26 protein-coding genes are annotated in these 26,838 nt (G+C 69.4%); 21 read left to right on the top strand and 5 right to left on the bottom strand.

Annotated features, from left to right (window positions below):
• Positions 1 to 231: 231 nt before the first annotated feature.
• Positions 232 to 1,872 (bottom strand): chaperonin GroEL, encoded by a 1,641-nt coding sequence (gene groL / locus L6Q67_RS17575; RefSeq protein ID WP_296572419.1) that lies wholly within the window; start codon positions 1,870 to 1,872, stop codon positions 232 to 234.
• 56 nt (positions 1,873 to 1,928) lie between these two features.
• Complete coding sequence (locus tag L6Q67_RS17570) at positions 1,929 to 2,219, bottom strand: co-chaperone GroES (RefSeq protein ID WP_296572415.1); 291 nt, start codon at positions 2,217 to 2,219, stop codon at positions 1,929 to 1,931.
• 349 nt (positions 2,220 to 2,568) lie between these two features.
• Between L6Q67_RS17570 and L6Q67_RS17565 the strand changes: the two genes are divergently transcribed.
• From L6Q67_RS17565 to L6Q67_RS17465, 21 genes are all read left to right on the top strand, one after another.
• Entirely contained in the window at positions 2,569 to 2,907 is a 339-nt protein-coding gene (locus L6Q67_RS17565) for a DUF2325 domain-containing protein (RefSeq protein ID WP_296572412.1), read from the top strand.
• Between the two features lie 161 nt (positions 2,908 to 3,068).
• Complete coding sequence (locus tag L6Q67_RS17560) at positions 3,069 to 3,923, top strand: methionine ABC transporter ATP-binding protein (RefSeq protein WP_296572409.1); 855 nt, start codon at positions 3,069 to 3,071, stop codon at positions 3,921 to 3,923.
• A 22-nt stretch (positions 3,924 to 3,945) separates the two neighbouring features.
• Complete coding sequence (locus L6Q67_RS17555) at positions 3,946 to 4,599, top strand: methionine ABC transporter permease (RefSeq protein WP_367171652.1); 654 nt, start codon at positions 3,946 to 3,948, stop codon at positions 4,597 to 4,599.
• A 50-nt stretch (positions 4,600 to 4,649) separates the two neighbouring features.
• Positions 4,650 to 5,474, top strand: a complete 825-nt coding sequence (locus L6Q67_RS17550; RefSeq protein ID WP_296572401.1) for a MetQ/NlpA family ABC transporter substrate-binding protein — start codon at positions 4,650 to 4,652, stop codon at positions 5,472 to 5,474.
• Between the two features lie 15 nt (positions 5,475 to 5,489).
• Positions 5,490 to 6,818, top strand: coding sequence for a phenylacetate--CoA ligase family protein (locus tag L6Q67_RS17545; protein WP_296572398.1), 1,329 nt, complete (start codon positions 5,490 to 5,492; stop codon positions 6,816 to 6,818).
• A 58-nt stretch (positions 6,819 to 6,876) separates the two neighbouring features.
• Positions 6,877 to 8,202 carry an O-acetylhomoserine aminocarboxypropyltransferase/cysteine synthase family protein gene (locus tag L6Q67_RS17540; RefSeq protein ID WP_296572395.1) on the top strand — a complete coding sequence of 442 codons (1,326 nt, stop codon included), beginning with the start codon at positions 6,877 to 6,879 and terminating at the stop codon, positions 8,200 to 8,202.
• 15 nt (positions 8,203 to 8,217) lie between these two features.
• Positions 8,218 to 9,345 (top strand): homoserine O-acetyltransferase, encoded by a 1,128-nt coding sequence (gene metX / locus L6Q67_RS17535; protein WP_296572393.1) that lies wholly within the window; start codon positions 8,218 to 8,220, stop codon positions 9,343 to 9,345.
• Positions 9,346 to 9,355: 10 nt separating this feature from the next.
• Entirely contained in the window at positions 9,356 to 9,757 is a 402-nt protein-coding gene (locus tag L6Q67_RS17530; RefSeq protein WP_296572390.1) for a hypothetical protein, read from the top strand.
• A 237-nt stretch (positions 9,758 to 9,994) separates the two neighbouring features.
• The gene (locus tag L6Q67_RS17525; RefSeq protein WP_296572387.1) at positions 9,995 to 11,473 is read left to right on the top strand and encodes an MBL fold metallo-hydrolase; all 1,479 of its coding nucleotides are present in this window, start codon (positions 9,995 to 9,997) and stop codon (positions 11,471 to 11,473) included.
• 154 nt (positions 11,474 to 11,627) lie between these two features.
• A complete protein-coding gene (locus L6Q67_RS17520) occupies positions 11,628 to 12,635 on the top strand; it encodes a sulfate ABC transporter substrate-binding protein (protein WP_296572385.1) in 1,008 nt (335 codons plus the stop codon).
• Positions 12,636 to 12,730: 95 nt separating this feature from the next.
• A complete protein-coding gene (locus L6Q67_RS17515) occupies positions 12,731 to 13,417 on the top strand; it encodes an alpha/beta hydrolase (protein WP_296572382.1) in 687 nt (228 codons plus the stop codon).
• 289 nt (positions 13,418 to 13,706) lie between these two features.
• Positions 13,707 to 14,684, top strand: coding sequence for a cysteine synthase A (gene cysK, locus L6Q67_RS17510; protein WP_296572379.1), 978 nt, complete (start codon positions 13,707 to 13,709; stop codon positions 14,682 to 14,684).
• Positions 14,681 to 15,697, top strand: a complete 1,017-nt coding sequence (gene epsC, locus L6Q67_RS17505; protein WP_296572374.1) for a serine O-acetyltransferase EpsC — start codon at positions 14,681 to 14,683, stop codon at positions 15,695 to 15,697. The genes cysK and epsC overlap by 4 nt, the downstream gene beginning before the upstream one ends.
• On the top strand, positions 15,694 to 15,978 hold the full coding sequence (locus L6Q67_RS17500; RefSeq protein WP_296572371.1) for a helix-turn-helix domain-containing protein: 285 nt from the start codon (positions 15,694 to 15,696) through the stop codon (positions 15,976 to 15,978). The genes epsC and L6Q67_RS17500 overlap by 4 nt, the downstream gene beginning before the upstream one ends.
• 19 nt (positions 15,979 to 15,997) lie before the next feature.
• Positions 15,998 to 17,266 (top strand): OmpP1/FadL family transporter, encoded by a 1,269-nt coding sequence (locus L6Q67_RS17495; protein ID WP_296572365.1) that lies wholly within the window; start codon positions 15,998 to 16,000, stop codon positions 17,264 to 17,266.
• A 2-nt stretch (positions 17,267 to 17,268) separates the two neighbouring features.
• Complete coding sequence (locus L6Q67_RS17490) at positions 17,269 to 18,237, top strand: AraC family transcriptional regulator (protein WP_296572362.1); 969 nt, start codon at positions 17,269 to 17,271, stop codon at positions 18,235 to 18,237.
• A 61-nt stretch (positions 18,238 to 18,298) separates the two neighbouring features.
• Positions 18,299 to 18,859, top strand: a complete 561-nt coding sequence (locus L6Q67_RS17485) for a carboxymuconolactone decarboxylase family protein (RefSeq protein ID WP_296572360.1) — start codon at positions 18,299 to 18,301, stop codon at positions 18,857 to 18,859.
• Positions 18,856 to 19,938: an acyl-CoA dehydrogenase family protein gene (locus tag L6Q67_RS17480; RefSeq protein WP_296572357.1), complete on the top strand. Its 1,083-nt coding sequence runs from the start codon at positions 18,856 to 18,858 to the stop codon at positions 19,936 to 19,938. The genes L6Q67_RS17485 and L6Q67_RS17480 overlap by 4 nt, the downstream gene beginning before the upstream one ends.
• Positions 19,935 to 20,735, top strand: a complete 801-nt coding sequence (locus L6Q67_RS17475) for an ABC transporter ATP-binding protein (RefSeq protein WP_296572354.1) — start codon at positions 19,935 to 19,937, stop codon at positions 20,733 to 20,735. Before L6Q67_RS17480 ends, L6Q67_RS17475 begins: the two co-directional genes overlap by 4 nt.
• Positions 20,736 to 20,758: 23 nt before the next feature.
• Entirely contained in the window at positions 20,759 to 21,997 is a 1,239-nt protein-coding gene (locus L6Q67_RS17470; RefSeq protein WP_296572350.1) for an ABC transporter substrate-binding protein, read from the top strand.
• Positions 21,997 to 22,743 carry an ABC transporter permease gene (locus L6Q67_RS17465; RefSeq protein ID WP_296572347.1) on the top strand — a complete coding sequence of 249 codons (747 nt, stop codon included), beginning with the start codon at positions 21,997 to 21,999 and terminating at the stop codon, positions 22,741 to 22,743. The genes L6Q67_RS17470 and L6Q67_RS17465 overlap by 1 nt, the downstream gene beginning before the upstream one ends.
• Positions 22,744 to 22,747: 4 nt before the next feature.
• On the opposite strand, the gene L6Q67_RS17460 is transcribed toward L6Q67_RS17465, so the two are convergent.
• The 3 genes from L6Q67_RS17460 to L6Q67_RS17450 form a co-directional block, all read right to left on the bottom strand.
• Positions 22,748 to 23,560 carry an EAL domain-containing protein gene (locus L6Q67_RS17460; protein ID WP_296572344.1) on the bottom strand — a complete coding sequence of 271 codons (813 nt, stop codon included), beginning with the start codon at positions 23,558 to 23,560 and terminating at the stop codon, positions 22,748 to 22,750.
• A 442-nt stretch (positions 23,561 to 24,002) separates the two neighbouring features.
• Positions 24,003 to 24,623 carry a redoxin domain-containing protein gene (locus L6Q67_RS17455; RefSeq protein WP_296572341.1) on the bottom strand — a complete coding sequence of 207 codons (621 nt, stop codon included), beginning with the start codon at positions 24,621 to 24,623 and terminating at the stop codon, positions 24,003 to 24,005.
• A 5-nt stretch (positions 24,624 to 24,628) separates the two neighbouring features.
• A complete protein-coding gene (locus L6Q67_RS17450; protein ID WP_296572338.1) occupies positions 24,629 to 26,806 on the bottom strand; it encodes a protein-disulfide reductase DsbD in 2,178 nt (725 codons plus the stop codon).
• Between the last annotated feature and the right edge of the window lie 32 nt (positions 26,807 to 26,838).

Below are 26,838 nucleotides of genomic sequence, written 5' to 3'. Positions count from 1 at the left end.
TCCGCGCCGGCCGCCTGACACGAGCAGCGCAGGGGAGTCATTCGCGTAGCGAATGACCGGGGTGGCCGGGTCGCCTTCTTTGCCTCCTTTCTTGGCGAAGCAAGAAAGGAGGTCGCCCGCCGGGGCGAACACCCGGCCAACGTCACGCCAAACAACGGAACGCCAGCCAGTACTGGCCAGCACGCCGGGCCAGGGCGTTCCGGGAGGAAGCCGCCTGGCCCGGGCGGGGGGTTAGAAGCCGCCGCCGAAGCCACCACCGCCGTGGTGGTCGGACGGTGCCGCGGCGGGGCGGTCTTCGGGCAGTTCGGCCACGATGGCGTCGGTGGTGAGGATCAGGCCGGCCACCGAGGCGGCGTTCTGCAGGGCCGAGCGGGTCACCTTGGCGGGGTCGAGCACGCCCTGTTCCACCAGGTCGCCATAGGTGCCGTTGCCGGCGTTGTAGCCGAAGTTGCCGCTGCCCTCGATGACCTTGTTCACCACCACCGAGGCCTCGTCGCCGGCGTTGGCGACGATCTGGCGCAGGGGCTCTTCCACCGCGCGCAACACGATCTTGATGCCCGCGTCCTGCTCGTGGTTGTCACCCTTCAGCTCGCTGATGGCCTTGCGGGCGCGCAGCAGGGCCACGCCGCCGCCGGGCACCACGCCTTCTTCCACCGCTGCGCGGGTGGCGTGCAGGGCGTCCTCGACGCGGGCCTTCTTCTCCTTGAGTTCCACCTCGGTGGCGGCGCCCACCTTGATCACCGCCACGCCGCCGGCCAGCTTGGCCTTGCGCTCCTGCAGCTTCTCCCGGTCGTAGTCCGAGGTGGCTTCGGCGATCTGGGCGTCGATGGTGGCCACCCGGGCCTTGATGGCGTCGGCGCTGCCCAGCCCATCCACCAGGGTGGTGCTCTCCTTGCCCACCTCGATGCGCTTGGCCTGGCCCAGGTCTTCCAGGGTGGCCTTCTCCAGGGTCAGGCCGACTTCCTCCGCGATCACCTGGCCGCCGGTGAGCACGGCGATGTCTTCGAGGATGGCCTTGCGCCGGTCACCGAAGCCCGGTGCCTTCACCGCCACCACCTTGAGGATGCCGCGGATGGTGTTGACCACCAGGGTTGCCAGGGCCTCGCCCTCCACGTCCTCGGCGATGATCAGCAGGGGGCGGTTGGCCTTGGCCACCTGCTCGAGGATGGGCAGCAGGTCACGGATGCTGGAGATCTTCTTGTCGAAGAGCAGGATGAAGGGATCGTCGAGGGCGGCGATCTGCTTGTCGGCGTTGTTGATGAAGTAGGGCGACAGGTAGCCCCGGTCGAACTGCAGGCCTTCTACCACGTCGAGCTCGTTGTTGAGGCTCTTGCCGTCTTCCACGGTGATCACGCCCGACTTGCCGACCCGGTCGATGGCGTCGGCGATGATCTGGCCGATGTCGGCGTCGGAGTTGGCGGAGATGGAGCCGACCTGGGCGATCTCCTTGCTGGTGGTGGTGGGGCGGGCGATGTTGCGGATCTCGGCGACGATGGCGACCACCGCCTTGTCGATGCCGCGCTTGAGGTCGGTGGGGTTGTAGCCGGCGGCCACGTACTTGAAGCCCTCGCGGACGATGGCCTGGGCCAGCACGGTGGCGGTGGTGGTGCCGTCACCGGCGTTGTCGGAGGTCTTGGAGGCGACTTCCTTCACCAGCTGGGCGCCGATGTTCTCGTACTTGTCCTTGAGCTCGATCTCCTTGGCGACGGACACGCCGTCCTTGGTTACGGTGGGGGCGCCGAAGCTGCGCTCCAGCACCACGTTGCGGCCTTTCGGGCCGAGGGTCACCTTGACCGCATCGGCGAGGATGTTCACACCGGTGACGATGCGGGCACGGGCGTCGTCACCAAACAGCACTTTCTTGGCAGGCATTCAAATGGCTCCTGGGTTCTTTCTTGTATGTATCGGATGGAATGGTGGGGCGGGGCTCAGCCCTCGATGAGGGCGATGACGTCTTCCTCGCGCAGCACCAGGACTTCATTGCCGTCCACCTTGATGGCCTGGCCGGCGTACTTGCCGAACAGCACCCGGTCACCGGCCTTCACGGCCAGGGGGCGCAGCTCGCCGCTGGCGAGGAGCTTGCCCGGGCCGACGGCCAGCACCTGGCCCTGGTCGGGCTTCTCGCCGGCGCTGTCGGGGATGACGATGCCGCTGGCGGTGCTGCGCTCCGCGTCGGTGCGTTTGACGATGATCCGGTCGTAGAGCGGACGAATTGCCATGTTGTATGACTCCATTGCGAGTTGGGCGATTGACGGGCCGGGGCTGCCGGCCTCGGTTTTTCCATCGCAAGGGCAATGCCAGCACTCGACGGGCTTGATTGCTAACAACTTTTCCGGGGCAGGGGCCGTGCGGGCTGTCTGGAAATCAACACCCCGGGAGGCAGGGCTGGTGTCTGCCCAGCAGCGCGTTTTTCATTTGATTCAATAGCTTGGATGAATTTCTGGAAAGCCGTCGATTCCCCGCATTGTGTGCAATGCATATCGCAAGAATTTGGTTTGGTGCGTTGCACGCCCGCCACACACTGCGCTCCATTCGCGCTGTCAGCGCATTCATGAAATGGAGCTTCCCATGCAGGCCGTCATCGTCGGCGCGGATCGCATCGAGGGCATCCGCAGCGAAATCCTCAGGGTGGCCGATCAGTTCGGCATCAAGGACATCGACCACTGGACCGGGCGCAAGGCGTCCGAGAACCGCCGGCAGCTGTCGCGCCGCACCGGCCTGGTGGTGTTCATGTGCGACCGGGCCAACCACATGCTGATGCGCAACGTGCGCAAGCAGGCCGAGGATCTGGGCATCCCCATGGTGTTCTGCCGCCACTCGGCCACCGAGGTGCGGGAGCGCCTGGACGAGCTGGGCTGCAACCGCTGTGCCAGCAGCGGCCGTGCCGAGCTGCGCCAGCGGTCGTGAGCGCAATCGCGGCGTGGCGCGGCTTTGCGGCCGTAAATTGACCTTACGTCACCTGAAATGCATTGCAGGCGGAGGCTGCATAGCAATCAAGATTTGATTGGTTTGGGGGCTGGTGGGCCGGCGCTAAAGTCGGTCCATCGCTGTTTTCGCTGCAGAGCATCATGTCCCAGACCGCTTCCTCCATCGACACCCAACCCGCCATCCAGCTGCGGGGCGTGTCCCGACGCTTCGCCGATCCGGGCGGGCGCACCGTGGGCTTGCAGCCCACCAGCCTGATCGTTCCCCGGGGCGAGATCCACGGCATCATCGGCTTCTCGGGCGCCGGCAAATCCACCCTGCTGCGCATCGTCAATCTGCTGGAGCGCCCCGACGCCGGCGAGGTCATCGTCCATGGTCAGGACCTGACCCGCCTGTCGGCCGCCGGGCTGCGCCAGGCCAGGCACCGCATCGGCATGATCTTCCAGCACTTCAACCTGCTGCATAACCTCACGGTCGCCGACAACGTGGCCCTGCCCATGCGGATTGCCGGCGAGCGCCCGGCGCGCATCGCGGAGCGGGTCAAGATCTGCCTCGATTTCGTGGGCCTGGCCGAGAAGGCCGACGTGTATCCCGGGCGCCTCTCTGGCGGCCAGAAGCAGCGCGTCGCCATTGCCCGCGCCCTGGCCCCCGAGCCCCACGTGCTGCTGGCCGACGAGCCCACCTCGGCCCTCGACCCGCGCACCACCCTGGACCTGCTCGGCGTGCTGGCCGATGCCAACCGCCAGTTCGGGGTGAGCATCCTGCTGGTCAGCCACGAGATGGAGGTCATCCGCCGCCTGTGCCACCGGGTGTCGGTGATGGAAGGCGGGCGCATCGTCGAGCAGCTTGACATGGCCGACGGACGCATCCCCGAGGGCTCGCGTCTGGCCAGCTGGCTCAGCGACTTCGGCGCCGGCCCGGCGGCCAGTCCGTCACCTTCCGGCCGGCCCGACGCCGGCAGCGGACACCATCTCGCCCTGGAGGCCGCCCATGCCTGAAACCACGTCCCTCTTCGACACGCTGAACGAGCTGCTGCCCGAGATCCTCAAGGCCACCGGCGAGACCCTGCTGATGATGGCCATCTGTCTGTCGGCGGCCATCGTGATCGGCGGCGCCCTGGGTCTGCTGGTCTTCCTCACCAGCCGGGGCCAGTCGCTGGAGCGCTTCCGCGCCTTCAATCTGGTGGCCAACGGGGTCATCAACGTGGTGCGGAGCTTCCCCTTCATCATCCTGCTGGTGGCCATCTCGCCCTTCACCCGGGTGATCGCCGGCACCTCCATCGGGCCGCTGGCGGCCAGCGTGCCCCTGTCCATCGCCGCCATCTTCTACTTTGCCCGGCTCATCGAGCAGACCCTGCGCGACGTGCCCCGGGGCGTCATCGAGGCCGCCGAGGCCATGGGCGCCTCGCCGCTGCAGATCGTCCGCCACGTGCTGCTGGTGGAGGCCCGTTCGGGCCTGGTGCTGGCCGTCACCGTGCTGGCGGTGAGCTTCCTGTCCTACTCGGCGGTGGCCGGGGTGGTGGGCGGCGGCGGCATCGGCGACCTGGCCATCCGCTATGGCTACTACCGTTTTCAGACGGACGTCATGCTCATCACCATCGTGCTGCTGGTGGTGCTGGTGCAGAGCATCCAGTTTCTTGGCCAGTGGGCGGCCCGCCACGTGGACAAGCGTTGAACCCCCTTACAACAAGACCACAACCCGAATCGTTCCAGGAGAACACCACCATGAACACCCGTCGCCATTTCGCCCTGCGCCTCTTGTCCGTCGTCGGCCTCGTCGCCGCCATCGGTTTTGGTGCTAGCACCGCCCAGGCCCAGGAAAAGAAGACCCTGACCCTCGGCGCCACCGCCGGCTCCAACTTCGACCAGCTCAAGCTGGGCATCAAGCCCGTGCTCGAGAAGAAGGGCTACACCGTCAAGCTCGTCGAGTTCAACGACTACGTGCAGCCCAACCTGGCCCTGGCCCAGGGCTCGCTGGACGCCAACCTGTTCCAGCACATCATCTATCTGAAGAAGTTCTCCGCCGACAAGGGGCTGAACCTGGTGGACATCACCAAGGCGCCCATCGCCCCCCTGGGCCTCTACTCCAAGAAGCGCAAGAGCCTGGCCGACGTGAAGGACGGTGACCGCATCACCCTGCCGAATGACCCCAGCAACCTGGCCCGGGCCCTGGTCTTCCTGGAGCAGCTCAAGCTCCTCAAGGTGAAGGCCGGCGTCGACCCCCTCAAGGCCACCGAGAAGGACGTGGCCGAGAACCCCCGCAAGCTGGTGCTCACCCCCATCGAAGCCGCCCAGCTGCCGCGCACCCTGGACGACGCCGAGTTCGCCCTCATCAACGGCAACTTCGCCATCTCCTCCGGCCTCAAGCTCACCGAAGCCGTGGCCCTGGAGAAGACCCCCGACCACTACCTGAACGTGGTGGCGGTGAAGACCGACGACAAGGACAAGCCCTGGGCCAAGGACATCGCCGCCGCCTTCCACACCCCGGAATACCGCGCCGCGCTGGACAAGCACTTCGCCGGCTACGCCCGTCCGGCGTTCCTGCAGTAAGGGGGAGTGACGTCCGTGACGCAACACAGGCAATACTGGGACGAAGCCCTGGAAACCCAGCCCCGTGCGGACTGGGATGCCCTCAAGCTGCAGCTGCTGCAGAAGCACCTGCTGCACGCCTACCACCACTCGCCGTATTACCGGGCCAGCTTCGACGCGGCCGGCGTGCATCCGGAAGAGGTGCGCAGCCTGGACGACATCCGGCGCTTTCCCTTCATCAACAAGCAGACCCTGCGCGAGCGCCAGCTGGCCGTGCCGCCCTTTGGCGACCTGGTGGCGGTGCCCGAGCGCGACATCGTGTACATCTCCGCCTCCAGTGGTTCCACCGGCGTGCCCACCGCCTCGCCCTTCTCGGCCACCGACTTCGATGAGTGGATCGACTACGAGGCGCGCCAGTTCTGGAGCTCCGGCCTGCGCCCGGAAGACCGCTACGCCCACTCGCTGAACTTCTCCCTGTTCGTCGGCGGCCCCTGCGTGCTGGGGGCCCAGAAGCTCGGCGCCCTGTCCATCCACGCCGGCACCGTGCCCTCCGAGCGCCTGCTGGCCATCCTGCGCCAGTTCCAGGTCACCGCCATGTGGACCACGCCTTCGTACGCCTGGTACCTGGGCGAGACGGCGATCAAGGAAGGCATCGACCTGCGCAAGGACCTGGCCGTGCGCCGCATCTTCGTGGCCGGCGAGCCCGGCGGCTCCATCCCCGAGACCCGCCAACGCATCGAGGACCTGTGGGGCGCCTCGGTATACGACTACTACGGCCTGTCGGACATCTTCGGCTCCTGCGCCGGCATGTGCGAGGAGAAGGACGGCCTGCACTGGGCCGAGGACCACATCCTGGTCGAGGTGCTGCACCCCGACACCAACGAACCGGTGGAGGAGGGCGGCCGCGGCGAGCTGGTGCTCACCACCCTCAAGAAATCGGCCCGGCCCATGGTGCGCTTCCGCACCGGCGACATCGTCTCCTTCACCGCCGAGCCCTGCGGTTGCGGACGCACCTCCATCCGCCTGCAGGGCGTGCACGGGCGCCTGGACGACATGCTGATCATCAAGGGCGCCAACCTCTTCCCCAGCGATGTGGAAGCCATCGCCCGGCGCGACCACGACCTGACCGGCGAGTACCGCCTGATCGTCGAGCGGGAGAACCACCTGGACCACCTCACCGTGGAACTGGAGCGCAGCACCGGTTTTGCCGGCAGCGAGGCGGAGCTGGCCCAGCGCTTCGTCCGCCAGCTCAAGTCCATCACCGGGGTCAGCGCCAGCGTGACCATCCTCGCGCCCGACACCCTGCCCCGGGCCACCCACAAAGCCAAGCGCGTGGAAGACCGACGCAGCGGCGTGTGGGGCTGAGACATACCTGAGTCCGAGGGCGGCTGAAGCCGCCCCAACATAACAAAGGAGCATCGCCATGACCGACCGCAAAGCCGCCTACCGCTTCGAAACCCTGCAGGTCCATGCCGGCCAGCAGCCGGCGCCCGGCACCAACGCCCGCGCCGTGCCCATCTACCAGACCACGTCCTACACCTTCAACGACGCCGACCACGGCGCGCGCCTGTTTGCCCTGAAGGAGTTCGGCAACATCTACACCCGCATCATGAACCCCACCACCGACGTCTTCGAGCAGCGCATCGCCGCGCTGGAAGGCGGGGTGGCGGCGGTGGCCACCAGCTCCGGCCAGGCGGCCCAGTTCCTGGCCATCACCACCATCGCCCAGGCCGGCGACAACATCGTGTCCACCAGCTATGTGTATGGCGGCACCTACAACCAGTTCAAGGTCACCCTGCCGCGCCTGGGCATCAACGTGAAGTTCGTCGAGGGCGACGACCCGGAGGATTTCCGCCGCGCCATCGACGCCGGCACCAAGGCCATCTATGTGGAGACCATCGGCAACCCGCGCTTCAACATCCCCGACTTCGAGGCCCTCGCCAGGGTGGCCCACGAGGCCGGCATTCCGCTGATCGTCGACAACACCTTCGGCGCCGGTGGCTACATCGCCCGGCCCATCGACCACGGCGCCGACATCGTGGTGGAGTCGGCCACCAAGTGGATCGGCGGCCACGGCACCTCCATCGGCGGGGTGATCATCGATTCCGGAAAGTTCGACTGGGGCAACGGCAAGTTCCCCCTGTTCACCGAACCCGCGCCGGGCTACCACGGCCTCAACTTCTGGGAGGTCTTCGGCAGCGGCGGGCCCTTCGGCAACATCGCCTTCGCCATCCGCGCCCGGGTCGAAGGCCTGCGCGACATCGGCCCCAGCCTGTCGCCCTTCAACGCCTTCCAGCTGCTGCAGGGGGTCGAGACCCTGTCCCTGCGGGTGCAGCGACACCTGGACAACACCCTCGAGCTGGCCCGCTGGCTCAAGGCCCACCCCCAGGTGGCGTGGGTCGAGTACAACGGCCTGGAGGACAGCCCCTACCACGCGCTGGCAAAGAAGTACCTGCGCAACGGTTTCGGTGCGGTGCTCAACTTCGGCATCAAGGGCGGCGCCAACGCCGCCCGCACCTTCATCGACAACGTGGAGCTGGCCAGCCACCTGGCCAACGTGGGCGATGCCAAGACCCTGGTCATCAACCCGGCGTCCACCACCCACCAGCAGCTTTCCGAGGCCGAGCAGAAGAGCGCCGGCGTGCGCCCCGACCTGATCCGCGTGTCGGTGGGCATCGAGCACATCGACGACATCAAGGCCGACTTCGACCACGCCCTGCGCCGGGCCGGTCTCGACGTGGCCGCCTGAGGTGCCGCTGCCACCATGAGCCCCTCTCCCCGTCTGTCCGGGCAGACCCGCCTGTTCACCGCCGGCAAGGCACTGGCCCTGGAGTCCGGGGGCAGCCTGCCCGGGCTGCAGCTGGCCTTCCGCACCTGGGGTCGTCTCAACGCCCGGGGCGACAACGCCGTCATCGTGTGCCATGCCCTCACCGGCACGGCCGACGCCGATGCCTGGTGGGCGCCCCTGTTCGGGCCGGGCCGGGCGCTGGACCCGGAGCAGCACTTCATCGTCTGCAGCAATGCCCTGGGGAGTTGTTACGGCAGCACCGGCCCCACCTCGCCCGCGCCGGACGGGCGCCCGTGGGGCCCACGCTTTCCCGCCGTCACCATCCGCGACCAAGTGCAGGCCCAGATCAGCCTGGCCGAGGCCCTGGGCATCCGCCGCATCCGCTGCGTGATTGGCGGGTCGATGGGGGGGCTGCAGGCGCTGGAGTGGGCCGCCCTCGACCCCGACCGGGTGGATGCGGTGGCCTGCATCGCCGCCTCCGGCAAGCACTCACCCTGGTGCATGGCCTGGAGCGAGGCCCAGCGCCTGGCCCTGGCCGGCGATCCACGCTACCGGAACGGCGACTACGACCCTGCCGATCCCCCCCTGGCCGGGCTGGCCGCGGCCCGGGCCATGGCCATGGTGAGCTACCGCAGCCCGGCCTCCCTGGGGCAGCGCTTCGGGCGCAGCCTGGGCGAGGAGGTGTTCGGGGCCGCTGCTGCCGCGCCGGGCGACTACGCCGTGCGCGGCTGGCTGCGCCACCACGGCGAGGCCCTGACCCGGCGTTTCGACCCCCACAGCTACCGCGTGCTCCTCGATGCCATGGACAGCCATGACCTGGGCCGTGGGCGCGGGGGCTGCGCCGCGGCCCTGGGGCGCATCCGCCAGCCCGTGCTGGTGGGCTCCATCCCCACGGACGCCTTGTATGTGCCCGAAGATCAGCTCTACCTGGCCAGCCAGCTGATGCGGGCGCAGCTCGTCGCCATCGATTCGGAGCACGGCCACGACGGCTTCCTGATCGACGCGGAGCGCTTCGAGCCGGCCCTGCGCCGCTTCCTGGCCGAGTCAGCGTCCGGCGCCCTGGCGGCCTCCCCGGCGCCGGCCCGCCGGCCGATTTATCACTGAGGCACGGGCCATGAGTGGACACGCCATCCTGTCCCGTCCCGGGCGCCGCCGTCGCCCCGCGCTGGGGGCGGCGGTGCTGTGCGGGGCGCTGCTGGGCAATCTCTTCGACGATGGGGCGAGCCTCCTCGGCGAGCTGTCCGGCGCTGGCCCCCGGGCGTTCTTTGCCTCGCCTGGCAAGCTGGAGCGAGTGCTCGAGCGCCTGAGCGCCATGCGCGACAGCGCCATGGCCATCCCGGCCGAGCACCGCCGTGCCCTGCCCGGCATCGACTGGCAGGCCTGGGAGAGCCTGCCCCTGCAGGCCACCAGCGGCCCCACCCGCGAATGGCGCGAGCGCCTGTGGCGGCTCGTCATCGAGCTGGTGCCGGCCACGGTGGAGGAGGCTCGCCGCCACCAGGCCCCGCCCGGGCGCTGAGGCGGCCTGCCTGCCGCGATCAGGGCAGCGCCTGCTGAGCATCCAGCAGGCGCTGCTGGCTGACCAGCACCGGGCCGCTGCGCGGCACCACCGCCGAAACCCGCGCCAGCACGCAATACCTCCCTGAAATCAGGGCCTTCCCGGCGTCGCCCGGCCCTGATCCGGCGCGGGTACGCTTATTGCCCCTCCTGCCCCCAGTGCCCTTTCCGGCCATTCCTTCATCCACAAGGGGGTCCCATGCCTTTCCCGCTCCGTCCCGTTCTTGGCGCCACCGCCGCCCTTTCCCTGCTGGCGGCCGTGCCCGCCCAGGCCCAGAGCCTTCAATCCGCCGTCCGCGCCCTGGACGCCGCCGGCACCCGCAGCATCCAGCTCACCGGCAGCGGCAGCTGGTTCCAGTTCGGCCAGGCGCCCGATCCCAGCCTGCCCTGGCCGCGCTTCGAGGTCAGCCGTTACGTGGCCGACATCGACTACGAGAAGGGCAGCGCGCGGGTCCAGATCAACCGCATCCAGGCCCTCGAAGCCGGCCGCGAGCGCCCGGTGCCGGTGGAGCAGAAGGTCGACCAGTACGTGAGCGGCCCGGTGGCCTGGAACCTCCCGGTGGTCGCCACCGGCGCAACGCCGTCGGCCCCGGTGCCGCAGCTGGCCGCGGTGGCCGAGCGCAGCGCCGAGATCCTGTCCACGCCCCAGGGCTTCCTGCGTGCGGCCCTGGCCAACAAGGCCCGTTCGCGGCCCCTGAAGGGCGGGGGCAGCGAGGTGGCCTTCACCGTCGGCGGCAAGCACCGTTTCGTCGGGCACATCAATGCCCGCAACGAGGTGGCGCTGGTGCGCACCTGGGTGGACAACCCGGTGCTGGGTGACACCCTGGTGGAGACCCGCTTCTCCGATTACCGGGACTTCGGGGGCATTCCCTTCCCCGGCCACATCGAGCGCAGCCAGGGTGGCCACCCGGTGCTGGACCTGAAAGTGAATGAGGTGCGCATCAACGGGGCGACCAGCATCGCCGTGCCGCCCGAAGTGGCCAGCGCCACCGCGGCGCAGCCCGTGGTCAAGGTCGACAGGCTCGCCGAAGGTGTCTACTACCTCACCGGCGGCACCCACCACAGCGTGCTGATCGAGCAGGCCGACCACCTGGTGGTGGTGGAGGCGCCCCTCAACGAGGAGCGCTCCCTGGCGGTGATCGCCAAGGCCAAGGAGACGGTGCCGGGCAAGCCCATCAAGTACCTGATCAACACCCACGCCCACTTCGATCATTCCGGTGGCCTGCGCACCTTTGCCAGGGAAGGGGCGGTGATCGTCACGCCCAAGGCCAACGTGCCCTACTACCGCAAGGCCTGGGCTGCGCCGCGCACCCTCAACCCGGACAGCCTGGCGCGCTCACGCAAGGGCGCGCTGTTTGCCGAGGTGGATGGCAAGCGCGTGCTCGGTGACGGCAAGCGCAGCATCGAGGTGCACAGCATTGTCGGCAGCGGTCACAGCGACGCCTTCGCCCTGGTCTATCTGCCGGGCGAGAAGATCCTCGTCGAGGGCGACGCCTACACCCCGGCGGCGGCCAATGCCCCCGCCCCGGCACGCCCCAACCCCTACGCGGTGAATCTCTACGACAACATCCGCAAGCTGGGGCTGGACGTGGAGCAGATCGCCGCGCTGCACGGCCCCCGCGTGGTCACTCTGGCCGACCTGCGCAGCGCCATCGGCGAGCACAGCGCGTCCCGCTGAGGCGCCTCCCCAATCCCTGGCCGGCCGGGCTTCGCGATCGTGCATAGGTATCCATGCGCTTGCGAATAAGCATAAAAGTTTTTCTTGGTTCGCCTGGCCGGCGCCCCTCTCTAGACTCGGTTCCACTTACTTTTAGCCCATAGGAAGACGTCCCATGAAATCCCGCTTTGCCCGCCGTTCCGTCCTGTCCCTGGCGCTGGTGCTCGGCCTGTCCAGCCTGGCCCATGCCGACGTGACCCTGCTCAACGTCTCCTACGACCCGACCCGTGAGCTGTACCAGGATTACAACGCCGCCTTCGCCAAGTACTGGAAGGCCAAGAACAACGAGGTCGTCACCGTCAAGCAATCCCATGGCGGCTCCGGCAAGCAGGCCCGCTCGGTGATCGACGGCCTCGAGGCCGACGTGGTGACCCTGGCCCTGGCGGCCGACGTGGATGCGCTGCACGACAACGGCAAGTGGATCCCGGCCGACTGGCAGAAGCGTCTGCCCCACAACGCCTCTCCCTACACCTCGACCATCGTGTTCCTGGTGCGCAAGGGCAACCCGAAGAAGATCAAGGACTGGAACGACTTGGCCAAGCCGGGCGTCGAGGTCATCACCCCGAACCCCAAGACCTCCGGCGGTGCCCGCTGGAACTACCTGGCCGCGTGGGGCTATGCCCTCAAGCAGCCGGGCGGCAATGACACCACTGCCAAGGACTTCGTCAAGAAGATCTACGGCAACGTGAAGGTGCTGGACTCCGGCGCCCGCGGCTCCACCACCACCTTTGCCGAGCGCGGTATCGGCGATGTGCTGATCGCCTGGGAAAACGAAGCCTACCTGGCCGTGAAGGAGCTCGGTCCGGACAAGTTCGAGATCGTCACCCCGTCCCTGTCCATCCTGGCCGAGCCCCCCGTCTCGGTGGTGGACAAGGTGGTGGACAAGCGCGGTACCCGCAAGGTCGCCGAGGAGTACCTGAAGTACCTGTACTCGCCGGAAGGCCAGGACATCGCCGGCAAGAACTACTACCGTCCGACGGACTCGAAGGTCGCCGCCAAGTACGCCAAGACTTTCGCGCCGGTCAAGCTGTTCACCATCGACGACGTGTTCGGTGGCTGGACCAAGGTCCAGAAGGCGCACTTCGCCGACGGCGGCTTGTTCGACCAGATCAGCGTCAAGTAAGCCACCGACCCCCGCCAGACTGTGCGGGGGTGTTCTTCCCCATGCGTCAGGCCAGTGGTCTGGCGCATTTTCCATTTTTGATCTGGAGCATTCAGGTGCTCGAAACCACCTTGATCGTACCGGGCCTCAATGACAGCGGCCCCGGCCACTGGCAGAGCTGGCTGGAAGGGCAGGTGCCCGATGTCCGCCGGGTCCGTCACATCGACTGGAACGCCCCGGTGCTGGCGCGCTGGGCCTCGGAAGTCCGCCGCGAGATCGACGAAGCGGTGGGCGTGGTGTGGCTGGTGGCCCACAGCTACGGCTGTCTGGCCTCGGTGGTGGCCGCCGCCGACCGCCCCGAGCGGGTCGCCGGCCTGCTGCTGGTGGCCCCGCCCGACCCCGACCGCTTCAGCGCCTTCGGCCTGCGCGAGGCCCGCCACGGCGCCGACCGGGAAGGCCTGGCCTCGTGGATTCCGTCGGCCCCCATCGGTGTGCCCAGCATGGTGGTGGCCAGCCGCGACGACCCCTGGGCCCCCTTCGAGGTGACCACCCGCTGGGCGGACGCCTGGGGCAGCCTGTTGGTGGACGTGGGCCACGCCGGGCACATCAATGTGGACTCCGGGCACGGCCCCTGGCCCCAGGGCCTGGCGCTGCTGGCCGCCCTGAAGGACTCCTACACCGGCCTGCCCCTGGGCAGCATCGACGACGCCCGCCTGACCCACAAGGGCAAGCGCGGCGCCCTGGCGCGCCTGCGCCACCGCACCCGCTTCAACTGGGAAGTGTTCACCGAGCTGTCGCCCTGAGGGTCTGCGAATAGACCGGCTTTCTGGTGTTTTACGTGACGTTGGCCGGGCCGAAATCCCGGCCAACGTCACGTAAAACAACGGAACACCCGCCAGTAACAGCCACCTCACAGCCCTTCCTGATCACCTATCCGTAATTCCGGGAAAGCTTATCTCTCCGACATTGGTAACCAATGAAATATATGTTGGTTCGCTGTGCTGCGGGGGGCCGGTATCGTGAATTCCTGACCTGTCCGTCCATTCGTTTTCAACTCGAGTCCGTTGATTCGACCCCTTGAAGGAGATTTCCATGTCCAGATGGTATGAGGACAACGCGTTTTCGATCGGCCATACCCCCCTGGTCCGGCTCAACCGCATCACCGACGGGGCCGGCGCCACCGTGCTGGCCAAGATCGAAGGCCGCAACCCGGCCTATTCGGTCAAGTGCCGCATCGGCTCCGCCCTGATCTGGGACGCCGAGCGCCGCGGCCTGCTGGGCCCGGGCAAGGAGCTGGTGGAGCCCACCAGCGGCAACACCGGCATCGCCCTGGCATTTGTGGCGGCGGCCCGGGGCATTCCCCTGACCCTGACCATGCCCGAGACCATGAGCATCGAGCGGCGCAAGCTGCTGCTGGCCTATGGGGCAAAGCTGGTGCTCACCGAGGGCGCCAAGGGCATGAGCGGCGCGGTGGCCAAGGCGGAGGAGATCGCCGCCTCCGATCCGGACAAGTACGTGCTGCTGCAGCAGTTCAAGAACCCCGCCAACCCGCAGATCCACGAGACCACCACCGGTCCGGAGATCTGGGAGGACACCGACGGCAAGGTGGACATCTTCGTCTCCGGCGTCGGTACCGGCGGCACCATCACCGGCGTGTCGCGCTACTTCAAGCAGGCGCGGGGCAAGGCCATCCAGTCGGTGGCGGTGGAGCCGGCGGCCAGCCCGGTGCTGACCCAGACCCGCGCCGGCGAGCCCCTCAAGCCCGGCCCCCACAAGATCCAGGGCATCGGCGCGGGCTTCGTGCCTGGCGTGCTCGACCTGTCCCTGGTGGATGACATCGAGCAGGTGAGCAACGAGGAGGCCGTCGAGGTGGCCCGCCGGCTGGCCCGGGAGGAGGGCATCCTGTCCGGCATCTCCAGCGGTGCCGCGGTGGCGGTGGCGGTGCGCCTGGCCAAGCGGCCGGAGAACGCCGGCAAGACCGTCGTGGTGGTGCTGCCCGATTCCGGCGAGCGCTACCTGAGCTCGGTGCTCTTCGAAGGGGTGTTCGACGCGGCAGGTCTGCCGGCATGAGTACCCCCGGCGTGCTTCAGGAGGAGAAGCTGCCGGCCCCGCTCGAGGATGTCGCCCGGGGTGCAGCCCCCGGCACCACCGATCCGGGGGCCGAGCACTGGGATCTCCATGAGGTGGTGGCGGGCCTGCACGCGGTCCGTGACCGCTGGCGTCAGGCCCAGGGGCGCACCAAGGAGGCGGGCGGGCGGGAGTTTCCGTCCCGGGAGGCCCTCGCCCGGGTGGTCGAGCAGCTTTGCGGCGCGCTCTTCCCCATGCGCCTGGGGCCCACCGACCTGCGCCAGGAGTGCGAGGATTTCTACGTCGGCCACACCCTGGATGCGGCCCTGAACCTGCTCGTCGAGCAGGTGCGCCTGGAGCTGGCCTATCAGGCCCGCCACGCCGGTGACGACGAAGCCCAGGCCCGGAGCCGGGCCGGCGGCCTGGTGCGGGCCTTTGCCGCCACGCTGCCGGAAACCCGGGCCGTGCTCGACACCGACGTGGAGGCCGCCTTCCGGGGCGACCCGGCGGCCCGCAGCGTGGACGAGATCGTGCTGTGCTATCCCGGCATCCACGCCGTCATCCATTACCGCATCGCCCACCGCCTGTACGCGCTCGGGGTGCCGCTGCTGGCCCGCATCGTGGCGGAACTGGCCCACTCGGCCACCGGCATCGACATCCATCCGGGCGCGCAGATCGGCCACAGCTTCTTCATCGATCACGGCACCGGCGTGGTGATCGGCGAGACGGCGGTGATCGGCAACCGGGTCCGCCTCTACCAGGCCGTCACCCTGGGGGCCAAGCGCTTCGAGGTGGGGGAGGATGGCGGGCTGGCCAAGGGCCTGCCGCGGCATCCCCGGCTGGAGGACGACGTGGTCGTCTATGCCGGCGCCACCATCCTCGGGCGCATCGTCATCGGCCAGGGGGCGAGCATCGGCGGCAACGTGTGGCTGACCCACAGCGTGCCGCCGGGCAGCCACATCACCCAGGCGTCGCTGCAGCACGCCGAGTCGGGCAAGGCGGGCCGGGCCCCATGACCCAGCTGCATAAACGCTTCGGTGAAGTCATCCGGCGGCGTCGCCTGGCGGCGGGCCTGTCCCAGGAGGAGTTTGCCGACCGGGCCGGCCTCAGCCGCTCCTACAGCGGTGAGGTGGAGCGCGGCTATTCCATCCCGTCCCTCGCCACCGCGCTCAAGATCGCCGCCGCCTTCGGCGTGCCCCTGTCGGAGCTGGTGGAGGAGGCCGAGGAGCCCGTCGCAGGGGCCGGGGCACCTCCAGCCGGCCCTGCGGGCTCTCCCGGTCTTGGCGGGCGCACTTGACCCCGAAGAAAGAGAATCCATGAAACCCCAGACGGCATCCTCCCGGGCCTGGCCCCTCGTTCTGCTGAGTGCCCTCGCTTGGCCCGCCCTGGCGTCGGCAACCAACGGCTACTTTTCCCATGGTTATGGGGTACGTGCCCAGGGTGTGGCCGGGGTCGCCATCGCGCTGCCCCAGGACGGCCTGGCTGCAGCGGCCAACCCCGCCGGCACGGCCCTGGTCGGCGACCGGTTCGACCTGGGCGTGTCACTCTTCCGCCCCGACCGGGGGGCATCGATCCGTGGCAATGCCTACGGTGCCGATGGCGATTATTCGGCCAACCAGACCCGTAACTTCATCATCCCCGAGGCCGCTTATGTCCGTCGTCTGGCGCCCGATCTGGCATGGGGCGTGGCGGTCTATGGCAACGGCGGCATGAACACCGACTATGCGCGCAATCCTTTCGCCGCCTACGGTGGCAGCGGTTCGGCGGGTGTGGATCTGTCCCAGCTGTTCATCACGCCCTCGGTGGCCTTCCGCCCCGTGGAGAACCACGCCTTTGGCGCGGCGCTGACCTTTGCCTACCAGCGCTTTGCCGCCGAGGGCCTGCAAGCCTTCGACAACCCCGCGGTGTCGTCAAGCCCGGGAGCGGTCACCAATCGCGGACATGACAGCTCCACCGGCTGGGGCCTCAAGCTCGGCTGGACCGGGCAGGTGCTGCCCACCCTTAAGCTCGGGGCAAGCTGGTCGTCGCGCATCGAGATGGGTGAGCTGGGGCGCTACCGGGGTCTGTTCGAGGGCGGTGGTGGCTTCGACATTCCGGCCAATTACGGCCTCGGCCTGGCCTGGCAGGCACTTCCCGCCCTGACCCTGGCGGCTGACTGGCAGCGTATCGAGTACAGCAGCGTGAAAGCCGTGGGGAACCCACTGGCGGTGCTGCTGCAGGGCGGCCAGCTGGGTGCAGACAAAGGCGCCGGTTTCGGTTGGCGGGATGTGTCGGTGCTCAAACTGGGTGCGATCTATGCGGTGGACGACCGCCTTACCCTGCGCGCCGGCGTGAGCCGGACCCAGCAGCCCGTCCCTGCCAGCCAGACCTTCTTCAACGTGCTGGCCCCCGGCGTGGTGCGCAATCACTTCAGCCTCGGCGCCAGCTTGAAGACTGGTTCGGGTGAGTGGAGTGCGGCTTACACCCGTGCGCCCCGCACCCGCGTGGCTGGGCAAGGCTCGATCCCGGCCAGCTTCGGCGGTGGCGAGGCCGACGTATACCTGCGGGAGGATGTGTTCACCCTGGGTTACAGCTGGGTGCTGTGAGCATGAATGCCTCCCCGCTGCTGCAAACCGGTACCACTGCCGCTAACCACCTGGCCCACTGGCTGGTCAGCGGGCTGGAGCTGGAGGCCAGCGTGTTTCACGTGGGGCAGTACTGCGGCCCCTGGCGGGCGTCCACCGCCGGCCGGGGGCGGGCCAGCTTTCACCTGGTGCTGCGCGGCGAGTCGTGGCTGCAGCGCCAGGGCCAGCCGCCCCTGCGCCTGCAGGCCGGGGAGGGGGTGTTCATCCTGCGCGACATCCCCCACAGCCTGACCCCCGAGCCCGATGCCGACGCCGGGTTCCAGCCCTGCGCCATGCAGCCCATGCAGCCGCCCCTGCCCGGTGCCTGCGCCCTGGCCTGCGGCTTCTTCCAGTTTCGGGGGGCGTTTGGCGAGCTCTTGCTGGAGGCCTTCCCCGAGGTGGTGCCGATCCGCGTAGGCTCCCCGTCGGCGGAGGCCGTGGCATCCCTGTTCGCACTCATCCTGGCCGAGGCGGAGCGCGACCGGACGGCGGTCTCGCCCCTGATCGAGCGGCTCACCGAGCTGCTGTTCTTCTACGTGGCCCGGGACATGGCTCGGCGCGACGAGGTGGCCTCGGGCATGTTCGCCGTGGCCCGGCGGCCGGAATTTGCGCCGCTGCTGGACGATCTGCTGCGCGACCCGGGGCGGGACTGGTCCATCGACGACATGGCGCGGGTGGCGTGCATGTCCCGGGCCAGCTTCTGCCGGCATTTCGTCGAGGCCTGCGGCCAGCCGCCGGCGCGCTTCCTGCTGCAGGTGCGCATGAAGATCGCCGCCCGCCGCCTGCAGGGCGGCGACAGCGTGCTGCGCGCCGCCGAGCACGTGGGCTATCACTCCCAGGCCGCCTTCACCCGGGCCTTCAAGAAGGTCATCGGCGAGCAGCCGGGGGCCTTCCAGCGCGCCCACCGGGGCGGCTGGGACGAACGAACAAAAAGCTGCGATGCCCGTGCGTAGAGCGTGACGGGCGCGATGGGGAGAATGGGCTCCATCACGCAACGCATTCCGGAGCCGCTCCATGACCCGTCTGACCGTCCATACCCCCGACACCGCCCCCGAGGGCAGCCGCGCCTTCATCGACACGGTGATCAGCAACAACGGCTTTCTGCCCAACCTGATCGGCGTGCTGGCCAATGCGCCGGTGGCCCTCGAGACCTACCTCACCGTGTCGGGCATCAACGCCCGCGCCAGCCTCAGCCTGGCCGAGCGGGAGGTGGTGCAGATCACCGCCGCCAGCGTGCACGGCTGCGATTTCTGCGTCGCCGGCCACACCGCCATCGCCCTCAAGAAGGCCGGGCTGGACAAGGCCCTGGTGCGCGCCCTGCAGGCCCGGGCCACCACCGGCGACCCGCGGGTGGATGCCCTGGTGGCCTTCACCCGCGCCGTCATCCTCACCCGCGGCAACGTGGCTCCGGGCGAGCTGGCGGATTTCGTGGCCGCCGGCTTCACCGAACAGCAGGTGCTGGAAGTGCTGCTGGGGGTGAGCCTGGCCACCCTGTGCAACTTCGCCAACAACCTGGCCGGCACCGGGATCAACCCCGAGCTGCAGGCCTACCGGCCCGGAGCCCTGGAACAATGACAGCCGCGATCCGACACCCCGACGAGGCCCTGGCCTGGGTCAGCGCCCACGCCGAGTCCCTCAACACCGGCGCGGCCGACGCCGACGCGGTGATACCCGTGCTGGGCGCCGCCGGCTTCTTCCGCATCGGCGTGCCCGAGGCCCTGGGTGGCAGCGGCGGCAGCACCGCCGACGCCATCGAGGCCATCGCCCGGGTGGCCGAGCGCTCCCTGACCGCGGCCTTCGTGTTCTGGGGCCAGCGCACCTTCATCGAATACCTGCTGCACAGCCCCAACGCCGGCCTGCGCACCCGCTACCTCCCGGCGCTGCTGGCGGGCGAGCTGGCCGGGGCGACCGGGCTCTCCAACGCCATGAAGTTCCTGTCGGGCATCGAGAGCCTGTCCATCACCGCCACCCCGGCGGGGGCGGGCTGGCAGCTCGACGGCCACCTGCCCTGGGTCACCAACCTGCGCCGGCCCGGTTTTGGCGTGGCCGCCGCGGTGCAGCCGACGGGCGATGAGCCGCCGGCCATCGTCGCCTTCTTCCACGACACCCCGGGCATCCGCCGCAGCGACGACCTTGCGCTGCTGGCCCTGTGCGGCAGCAACACCGCCGCCATCGACATCCGCGGTGTCGCTTCGGGGCCTGATGAACTGATCCACGCCGACGCGCGCCGCTTCATCCCCACGGTGCGGCCGGGCTTCCTGGGCCTGCAGTGCGGCATGGCCATCGGCCTGGCGCGGGCCAGCCTGGCGGCGTCCCGGGCCTCGGGCAGCGCGGCGCGTTCGGGCCTGGTGCCGCGCATCGAGCGCATCGAGGCCGAACTGGCCGAGGCGGTGGCCGAGCTCAAGGCCGGCGTGCTGGACGGGCGCTTTGCGCCCCACGCGGCGCCCCTGTTCCGCCTCCGCATCCGCCTGGCTGCCCTGGTGCGCGAGGCGGTGGACCTGGAGCTGGACGCCACCGGCGGCCGGGCCTACCTGGTGGCCACCACCAGCGACTTTGCCCGGCGCTGGCTGGAGGCGGCCTTCGTGCCGGTGGTCACCCCCAGCCTGACCCAGCTCCACGGCGAGCTGGCCCGCCAGGCGGCGCTGGCCGCATGAACGCCCCGGCCGTCGCCCCGTCGGTGCTGGCGCCCGCGCCGGCCAGCGAGGCCGTGCTGGCCGCCCGCGACCTGTCCTTCGCCCATCCGGGCATCGGGACGGTGTTCGAGGGGGTGTCCCTGAGCATCCGCCGGCGCGAGATCGTCGCCCTGCTGGGCAGCAGCGGCTGCGGCAAGTCCACCCTGCTGCGAGTGCTGGCCGGGCTGGCGCAGCCGGCCCACGGTGAGGTGCGCTTTCTCGACGCGCCCCTGGCCGAACCCCACCCGCGCAGCGCGCTGGTCTTTCAGCAGCCCAGCCTGCTGCCCTGGCTGAAGCTGGCCGACAACGTGGGCTTCGGCCTCGACTTTGCCCACCAGCCCCGCAGCGACGGCGCGGCGCGCCAGGCCCGGGTGGCCGCCGCCCTCGAGGCGGTGGGCCTGGCCGGGCGGGAGGCGGCATACCCGGCCCAGCTCTCGGGCGGCATGGCCCAGCGCGCCGCCCTGGCCCGGGCCCTGGCGCGGGAGCCGGAGCTGCTGTTTGCCGACGAACCCTTCTCGGCCCTGGACGCCATCACCCGGGCCGAGATGCAGGCCCTGCTGGTGGACGTGGTGCACCGCTGGCACTCGGCGGTGCTGCTGGTGACCCACGACATCGACGAGGCCCTGCTGGTGGCCGACCGCATCCTGCTGATGGGCGGCAGCCCCGGCCGGGTGCTGCGGGAGTGGACCGTGGACCTGCCCCACCCCCGCGACGCACACCCCGAGGCCCTGACCGCCCTGCGGCTGGCCATTCTCGGCGCCCTGCGCCATTCCAGTTGATCGAATCCCCCGGGAGACTCCCCATGCACGACGTCACCGCGTCCCGCCCCATTCACATCTGCCAGTCGTCCGACTGCGACTGCGGCATGAGCCGCCGCGACTTCCTGCGCCTGTCGGCCCTCACCGCCGCCAGCGTGGCCGCGCCCCTGCTGTCGGCCGGCGACGCCCGGGCCCAGGGCAGCGGCAGCGACGTGCCGGTGAAGATCGGCTACCTGCCCATCACCGACGCCACGCCCCTGCTGGTGGCCCACGGCCGCAAGCTCTTCGAGGCCGAGGGCCTGCACACCGAGAAGCCGCGCCTGTTCCGCACCTGGGCGCAGATCGTCGAGGCCTTCGTGGCCGGCCAGGTGAATGTGATCCACCTGCTCTCGCCGGCCACCCTGTGGGTGCGCTACGGCACCCGCTTCCCGGCCAAGGTGGTGGCCTGGAACCACGTCAACGGCTCGGCCCTCACCGTGGCGCCAAACATCAACAGCGTCGCCGACCTGGGCGGCCGCACCGTGGCCATTCCCTTCTGGTACTCGATCCACAACGTCATCCTGCAACAGCTGCTGCAGGCCAACGGGCTCACCCCGGTGACCCGCGCCCGGGAGGCCAACCTGGCCCGCAACGAGGTGAACCTGGTGGTGCTGCCGCCGGCCGAGATGGTGTCGGCCCTGGCGGGCAAGTCCATCGCCGGCTTCATCGTGGCCGAGCCCTTCAATGCCGCCGCCGAGACGGCCGGCATCGGCAAGGTGCTGCGCCTGTCGGGCGATGTTTGGAAGAACCACGCCTGCTGCGTCACCTTCCTGGCCGAGCGGGACATCGCCGAGCGCCCCGAATGGGCTCAGCGCGTCACCAACGCCATCGTCCGGGCCCAGCTGTGGACCCGCAGCAACCAGCTGGAGGCCGCCAAGCTGCTGTCCAGCAGCGACGACAACCGCTACACCCCCCACAGCCCCCAGGTGCTGGCCAAGGTGCTGGCGACCACCGACTACGCCAGCTACGAGGCCAGCGGCGCCGCCCGCAACAAGGGCTGGTACCAGCGCCGCATCGACTTCCAGCCCTATCCCTTTGCGTCCTACACCGAGGAGCTGGTGAAGGTGCTGCAGAAAACGAAGGTGGAAGGCGACAACGCCTTCCTGAGCAAGCTCGATCCGCGCTTTGCCGCCCGGGACCTGGTGGACGACCGCTTCGTGCGCAAGGCCATCAACGCGGTGGGCGGCCCCTCGGCCTTCGGGCTGCCGGCCGACCTGCTGCGCAAGGAAGTGCTGGCGGTGTGATGGTGCTGAATCTTCTGCTCCCCCTGGCCGGCCTGCTGGCGGCCGCGCTGCTATGGGCCGCCGGCGCCGGCTGGCTGGCCGGCGTGACCCCGGTGGCCAGCGCCTTTGCGCCCCTGGCCACCGGCGAGGCGCTGCTCCAACTGGTGCACGGCCGCGACCTGTGGGAACACGTGTGGCTGAGCCTGCAGCGCGTGGCGGTGGGGCTGCTCATCGCCCTGGTGCTGGGCGTGCCCCTGGGGGTGCTCACCGGGCTGTCGGCGGGGTTCTCCAGGGCCACCACGCCACTGTTCCAGTTTGCCCGCATGATCTCGCCCCTGTCGTGGATGCCCATCGCGGTGATGGTGCTGGGGGTGGGGGACGCGCCGGTGTACTTCCTGCTGGCCTTTGCCGCGGTGTGGCCCATCCTGCTCAACACGGCGGCCGGGGTGGCCCAGCTCGACCCCAACTGGCTGCTGCTGGCGCGCAGCCTGTCGGCCACCCGGCGCGAGACTATCCTGCGGGTGATCCTGCCGGGCATCACCGCCCACATCCTCACCGGCGTACGCCTGGCCATCGGCATCATCTGGATCGTGCTGGTGCCGGCGGAGATGCTCGGGGTGTCGGCGGGGTTGGGCTACTTCATCCTCGACGCCCGCGACCGCCTGGCCTACTCGGACCTGATGGCGGCGATCCTGGTGATCGGTGCCCTGGGCTACCTGCTCGATCACGCCGCCCGCAGCCTGCACCGGCGCTGGCTGCACGCCTGAGGGCTCAGCGCGACGGAATGCTCGCCCGCAGGCCAGGAACGGCCGTCGGGCGGCCGAAGGCATAGCCCTGCTGCAGGGACTGGCCCACCTGGTAGTCGGCGGAGGCGGTTTCGATGTGGGTGAAGACCAGGGTGGCGTCCTCGCGCAGGGCGCTGAGCCATTTCAGGCGCTCCTGCGCCTCGGGCCCACGGCCCAGCTTGCGGCTGTCGATCTTCACGAAGTGGGGGTGGATGGCGCTGGCGATGCTCTGCCACTGGGCGGCGGAGGCCACGTTCACCGCCACCCGGAAGCCGTTGTTGCGGTAGTTGCGCAGCACGAAGGCCAGCAGGTCGGGCTGGGCGCTGGCCTCCAACGGGGTCTCGATCACGATCTGCTCCGGGCGTACGCCCAGGGCGTCGACGACACGCCGGAAGGCCCGCCCGTGATCGTCCCCCACGGCGGCGAGCAGCCGCCCGTGGACGTTGAGGAAGAGCGGCACCGTGTTGCCACCGACCAGTGCGTTGAGCAGGTGCAGGGTGCGGGCCAGGCGGTCGAGGGCGATCAGGCGGGTGTCGTCGGTGGCGGTGGAGAACAGGGTCCACGGCGACAGGCCCTGGTCGTCATCACCGGCACTGCGCAGGAAGGCCTCACGCCCGACCACGGCGCCAGCGGCATCAACGATGGGCTGGAAGGCGCTCGACAGCTCCAGACCGACCCAGTCCCCCACGACCCGTCCGTCGTCCTGACGGTGCAATTGCTTGCCCGGTGTTCTCTGGCGCGGCAGGCGCTCCAGAAAGGCGAGGGCGAGGGGATGAAGGGAAAGATCAGCGTCGGCCATGGGGCGCTCCTCGAAGAGTTGAATGCACGCGAGCCGCCAATCTAGTGCTCCGGGTTGGCCGGGGGAACCAAGAAATTGTGGAAACCTTATGCGTGGGGAGGGCCGGATGTCGGTCGGGGCTTCTGTGGGGTCGAATTCATTCGACCTCGAACTGTTGAGCCTTGCTGGCGGGCTTTCCGTTGTTTGGCGTGACGTTGGCCGGGTCTCGGCCCGGCGGCCGACCTTCTTCTTTGTTGTACGACAAAGAAGAAGGCAAGAAAACGTACCCCGCTGTCGCGCCCCCTTCGGGGGTTCCCTCCTTCCGGCAATGCCGGGCGGGGTCTTCGCAAACTCGCCCTGCGGGCTCAAACATGCGAAGCCCCTTTTCCGCCCGTCATCACCTCCAGTCGGCGCGCCAGAGGGGAAAGGAAATGCAGGTGACCGACGGCCAGTGCCCGTCCTCTCAGTCTGCGTACTTGATGGAGCAGCCGTAGGGCTTGGTGCTGGCGTGGGCTAGCTTGCGGCCGGCGGTGAGGTCGGCGAAGGCGAGTTTCACGTAGTTGTCGGCCTTGGCGATGTCGCCCTTGCTGGCGGAGGGGATGCTGTCGATGCCGCCCTTGTACACCAGCTGCCCGGCCGGATCGACGATGTAGAGGTGGGGCGTGGTCTGGGCGCCGTAGGCCTTGCCGATCCTGCCGTCCGGGTCGAGGACCACGGCGCTGGGTACGGCGTTGCGGAAGCCGTTGATCTTGATGGCCGAGGGGCCGTCCACGTGGCCCTGCTTGTCGGGGGCGGAGGAGATGACCTGCAGCCACACCACGCCCTTGGCGGTGAGGTCCTTCTGCAGCTGCGGGATGTTGCCGCTCTCGTAGTGCTTCACCACGAAGGGGCATTCATGGTTGGTCCATTCGAGGACCACCGTCTTGCCCTTGAAGGCGGCCAGGCTGACCGGCTTGCCGTCGGCGCTCTGGGCGGTGAAGGCGGGGGCCGGCTGGCCGATCTCGGCGGCGGCCAGGGCCGTGGTGGCGGTGAGGGCGATGCCGGCGGCGAGCAGGCTGCGGCGGAGGAGGATGGGCAGGAACATCGGGATTACTCCTTGGCAAGGGAAAGGGATCGGACGGTGGCAGCATCGACGGCGCCAAGCACGGTGGCCGGGGTCAGCAGCTGGGGCAGGACGGCCGGGGCGACATCGGCCCTGCCGCCGGGATAGAGCAGGTAGAGGGGCACGCCGGAGCGCCCGAAGCGCGCCAGGTGGGCGGATATCTCCGGGTCCTGGTTGGTCCAGTCGCCCTTGAGGTAGGTGATGCCGGCCTGGCGGAAGGCGGCTTCCACCTGGGGATCGGAGAGGGCCACCTTCTCGTTGGCCAGGCAGGTGATGCACCAGGCGGCGGTGAAGTTGATGAACACCGGCTTGCCCTCGGCGCGCAAGGCGTCGAAGCGGGCCTGGCTGTAGGGCTCCCAGGCCTTGCCGGTGGCCTGGGGGGCGCTTGCCGCCCGGGCGGTTTCGCCGCTGACACCCAGGTAGCCGCCGGCCAGGGCTGCCAGCACGCTGAGTACGGCCACGCCGCGGCCGCCGTGGCGGGCCAGGGGGCGGGCAGCATGGCTGTGGCCGGCCAGCCAGGCGGCAAAGGCGATGGCCAGCATGCCCCCCAGGGCGATGGCGATGGCGTTGGGGCCGGCCTGCTGGGCCAGCACCCACACCAGCCACACGGCGGCGCCGTACATGGGGAAGGCCAGGGCCTCCTTGAGGCGCTCCATCCATACCCCCGGGCGGGGCAGCAGGCGTTGCAGGGCCGGCCAGAAGCACAGCAGCAGATAGGGCAGGGCGAGGCCCAGACCCAGGCTCAGGAAGACCGCCACCAGCACCGGGGCCGGCTGGGTGAGCGCGAAGCCCAGGGCCGCGCCCATGAAGGGGGCGGTGCAGGGCGTGGCCACCACGGTGGCCAGCACCCCGGTGAAGAAGCTGCCGGCGTAGCCCGGCCGGTCGGCCAGCCCTCCGCCCAGGCCGGCGGCGGAGGCACCGACATTGAGCACGCCCGACAGGCTCAGCCCGACCGCGAACATCAGGTAGGCCACCGCCAGCACGAAGACCGGCGACTGGAACTGGAAGCCCCAGCCCACCTGGCTGCCGCCGGCCTTGAGGGCCAGCAGCACCCCGGCCAGTACGCCAAAGCTGGCGAGCACCCCGGCCGTGTAGGCGAGGCCCTGCAGGCGGGCGTGGCCGGGGGCCTGGCCGGCGTGGCGGAGCAGGGACAGGGCCTTGATGGACAGCACTGGGAAGACGCAGGGCATCAGGTTGAGGATGAGGCCGCCGAGGAGGGCGAGGACGAGGGCGGCGCCGAGCTGGATGTCGCCTGCTGCGTCCGGGGCAGAAGTGCCGGCGGTGGGTGAGTCGACATGAATGGAGGCACCCGCGGCCTTGATCGGGGCACTGACGGTGTAGGCCTTGACGCTGCCATCGGCCGCCTGCAGGGCGAGTACGCCCTGCAGTGGCGTTCCCACGGCGCCGGGGGCTTCACCGGCCTTCAGGCGCAGTTCCAGGCTGTCGCCCAGGATGTGCAGCCGCTGCGGGCCGTCGTGGGTGGTCTTGCCCCATTCGCTGGCGTAGAACCAGGCTTCGGCCGGCTGCAGGCCGGCAACGCCGGCCCCGCTGGCGCGCAGGAGGATGGCCTTGCCGTCGCTTTCAATGGTGGTCTGCCACGGGGCGGCCACGGGCAGGCTGCTCTGGGCGGCCTGGATGACGGGGTTGGCGGTTTCGCGCGGGCTGCCGGGGGCGACCACCGGCAGCTCGAGATCCAGGCTGACCTGCTCCGGGATGCACACTTCCTTGCACACCAGCCAGCTCACCTCGGCCTTCACCGGGAAGCGTTGACCGGGCTGAAGGTTTGCCGGCACGCGGAGGGGGCTGAGCAGGGTGACTTCGTTCTCGTAGCCATAGTTGGCCACCGGGCCGGTCTTGAAGCGTTTGGGGGCGGGCCACTGGATGTCGCCGGCGCCGGAACCGTCGGGCAGGGTCCAGGCGATGGTGGTGGCGAGGCCCGAATCCCCGGGGTTGACCCAGTAGGTGTGCCAGTGGGGAATGATCTTCTGCTGCAGCCCCACTTCGATCTGTTCGCCGGGGTACACGGCGCTCACCGAGGCAAGGAGTTCGGCCTTGACCTGGGGTGTGGCGGCCTGCGGTCCGGCGAGGCCGCTGCTGCAGGCGACGGCCAGGCCGAGGGCGGACAGGAGGCCCGCAAGGGCCTTGGGTCGGGTGATTGCGTGCATGTGTGTTTTCCTGGCCGCCCCGGCCAGGCCGG

Origin of the sequence: Zoogloea sp. (assembly GCF_023150065.1) — a bacterium.
Classification (GTDB): Bacteria; Pseudomonadota; Gammaproteobacteria; order Burkholderiales; family Rhodocyclaceae; genus Zoogloea.
This window is presented reverse-complemented; position numbering and strand designations above follow the sequence as displayed.

Excerpts from the sequence above, each read along its gene's own strand:
- groL (WP_296572419.1), bottom strand. The coding sequence starts at position 1,872 with ATGCCTGCCAAGAAAGTGCTGTTTGGTGACGACGCCCGTGCCCGCATC.
- L6Q67_RS17570 (WP_296572415.1), bottom strand. The coding sequence starts at position 2,219 with ATGGCAATTCGTCCGCTCTACGACCGGATCATCGTCAAACGCACCGAC.
- L6Q67_RS17565 (WP_296572412.1), top strand. The coding sequence starts at position 2,569 with ATGCAGGCCGTCATCGTCGGCGCGGATCGCATCGAGGGCATCCGCAGC.
- L6Q67_RS17560 (WP_296572409.1), top strand. The coding sequence starts at position 3,069 with ATGTCCCAGACCGCTTCCTCCATCGACACCCAACCCGCCATCCAGCTG.
- L6Q67_RS17550 (WP_296572401.1), top strand. The coding sequence starts at position 4,650 with ATGAACACCCGTCGCCATTTCGCCCTGCGCCTCTTGTCCGTCGTCGGC.
- L6Q67_RS17540 (WP_296572395.1), top strand. The coding sequence starts at position 6,877 with ATGACCGACCGCAAAGCCGCCTACCGCTTCGAAACCCTGCAGGTCCAT.
- metX (WP_296572393.1), top strand. The coding sequence starts at position 8,218 with ATGAGCCCCTCTCCCCGTCTGTCCGGGCAGACCCGCCTGTTCACCGCC.
- L6Q67_RS17530 (WP_296572390.1), top strand. The coding sequence starts at position 9,356 with ATGAGTGGACACGCCATCCTGTCCCGTCCCGGGCGCCGCCGTCGCCCC.
- L6Q67_RS17525 (WP_296572387.1), top strand. The coding sequence starts at position 9,995 with ATGCCTTTCCCGCTCCGTCCCGTTCTTGGCGCCACCGCCGCCCTTTCC.
- L6Q67_RS17520 (WP_296572385.1), top strand. The coding sequence starts at position 11,628 with ATGAAATCCCGCTTTGCCCGCCGTTCCGTCCTGTCCCTGGCGCTGGTG.
- cysK (WP_296572379.1), top strand. The coding sequence starts at position 13,707 with ATGTCCAGATGGTATGAGGACAACGCGTTTTCGATCGGCCATACCCCC.
- epsC (WP_296572374.1), top strand. The coding sequence starts at position 14,681 with ATGAGTACCCCCGGCGTGCTTCAGGAGGAGAAGCTGCCGGCCCCGCTC.
- L6Q67_RS17500 (WP_296572371.1), top strand. The coding sequence starts at position 15,694 with ATGACCCAGCTGCATAAACGCTTCGGTGAAGTCATCCGGCGGCGTCGC.
- L6Q67_RS17495 (WP_296572365.1), top strand. The coding sequence starts at position 15,998 with ATGAAACCCCAGACGGCATCCTCCCGGGCCTGGCCCCTCGTTCTGCTG.
- L6Q67_RS17490 (WP_296572362.1), top strand. The coding sequence starts at position 17,269 with ATGAATGCCTCCCCGCTGCTGCAAACCGGTACCACTGCCGCTAACCAC.
- L6Q67_RS17485 (WP_296572360.1), top strand. The coding sequence starts at position 18,299 with ATGACCCGTCTGACCGTCCATACCCCCGACACCGCCCCCGAGGGCAGC.
- L6Q67_RS17480 (WP_296572357.1), top strand. The coding sequence starts at position 18,856 with ATGACAGCCGCGATCCGACACCCCGACGAGGCCCTGGCCTGGGTCAGC.
- L6Q67_RS17475 (WP_296572354.1), top strand. The coding sequence starts at position 19,935 with ATGAACGCCCCGGCCGTCGCCCCGTCGGTGCTGGCGCCCGCGCCGGCC.
- L6Q67_RS17470 (WP_296572350.1), top strand. The coding sequence starts at position 20,759 with ATGCACGACGTCACCGCGTCCCGCCCCATTCACATCTGCCAGTCGTCC.
- L6Q67_RS17465 (WP_296572347.1), top strand. The coding sequence starts at position 21,997 with ATGGTGCTGAATCTTCTGCTCCCCCTGGCCGGCCTGCTGGCGGCCGCG.
- L6Q67_RS17460 (WP_296572344.1), bottom strand. The coding sequence starts at position 23,560 with ATGGCCGACGCTGATCTTTCCCTTCATCCCCTCGCCCTCGCCTTTCTG.
- L6Q67_RS17455 (WP_296572341.1), bottom strand. The coding sequence starts at position 24,623 with ATGTTCCTGCCCATCCTCCTCCGCCGCAGCCTGCTCGCCGCCGGCATC.
- L6Q67_RS17450 (WP_296572338.1), bottom strand. The coding sequence starts at position 26,806 with ATGCACGCAATCACCCGACCCAAGGCCCTTGCGGGCCTCCTGTCCGCC.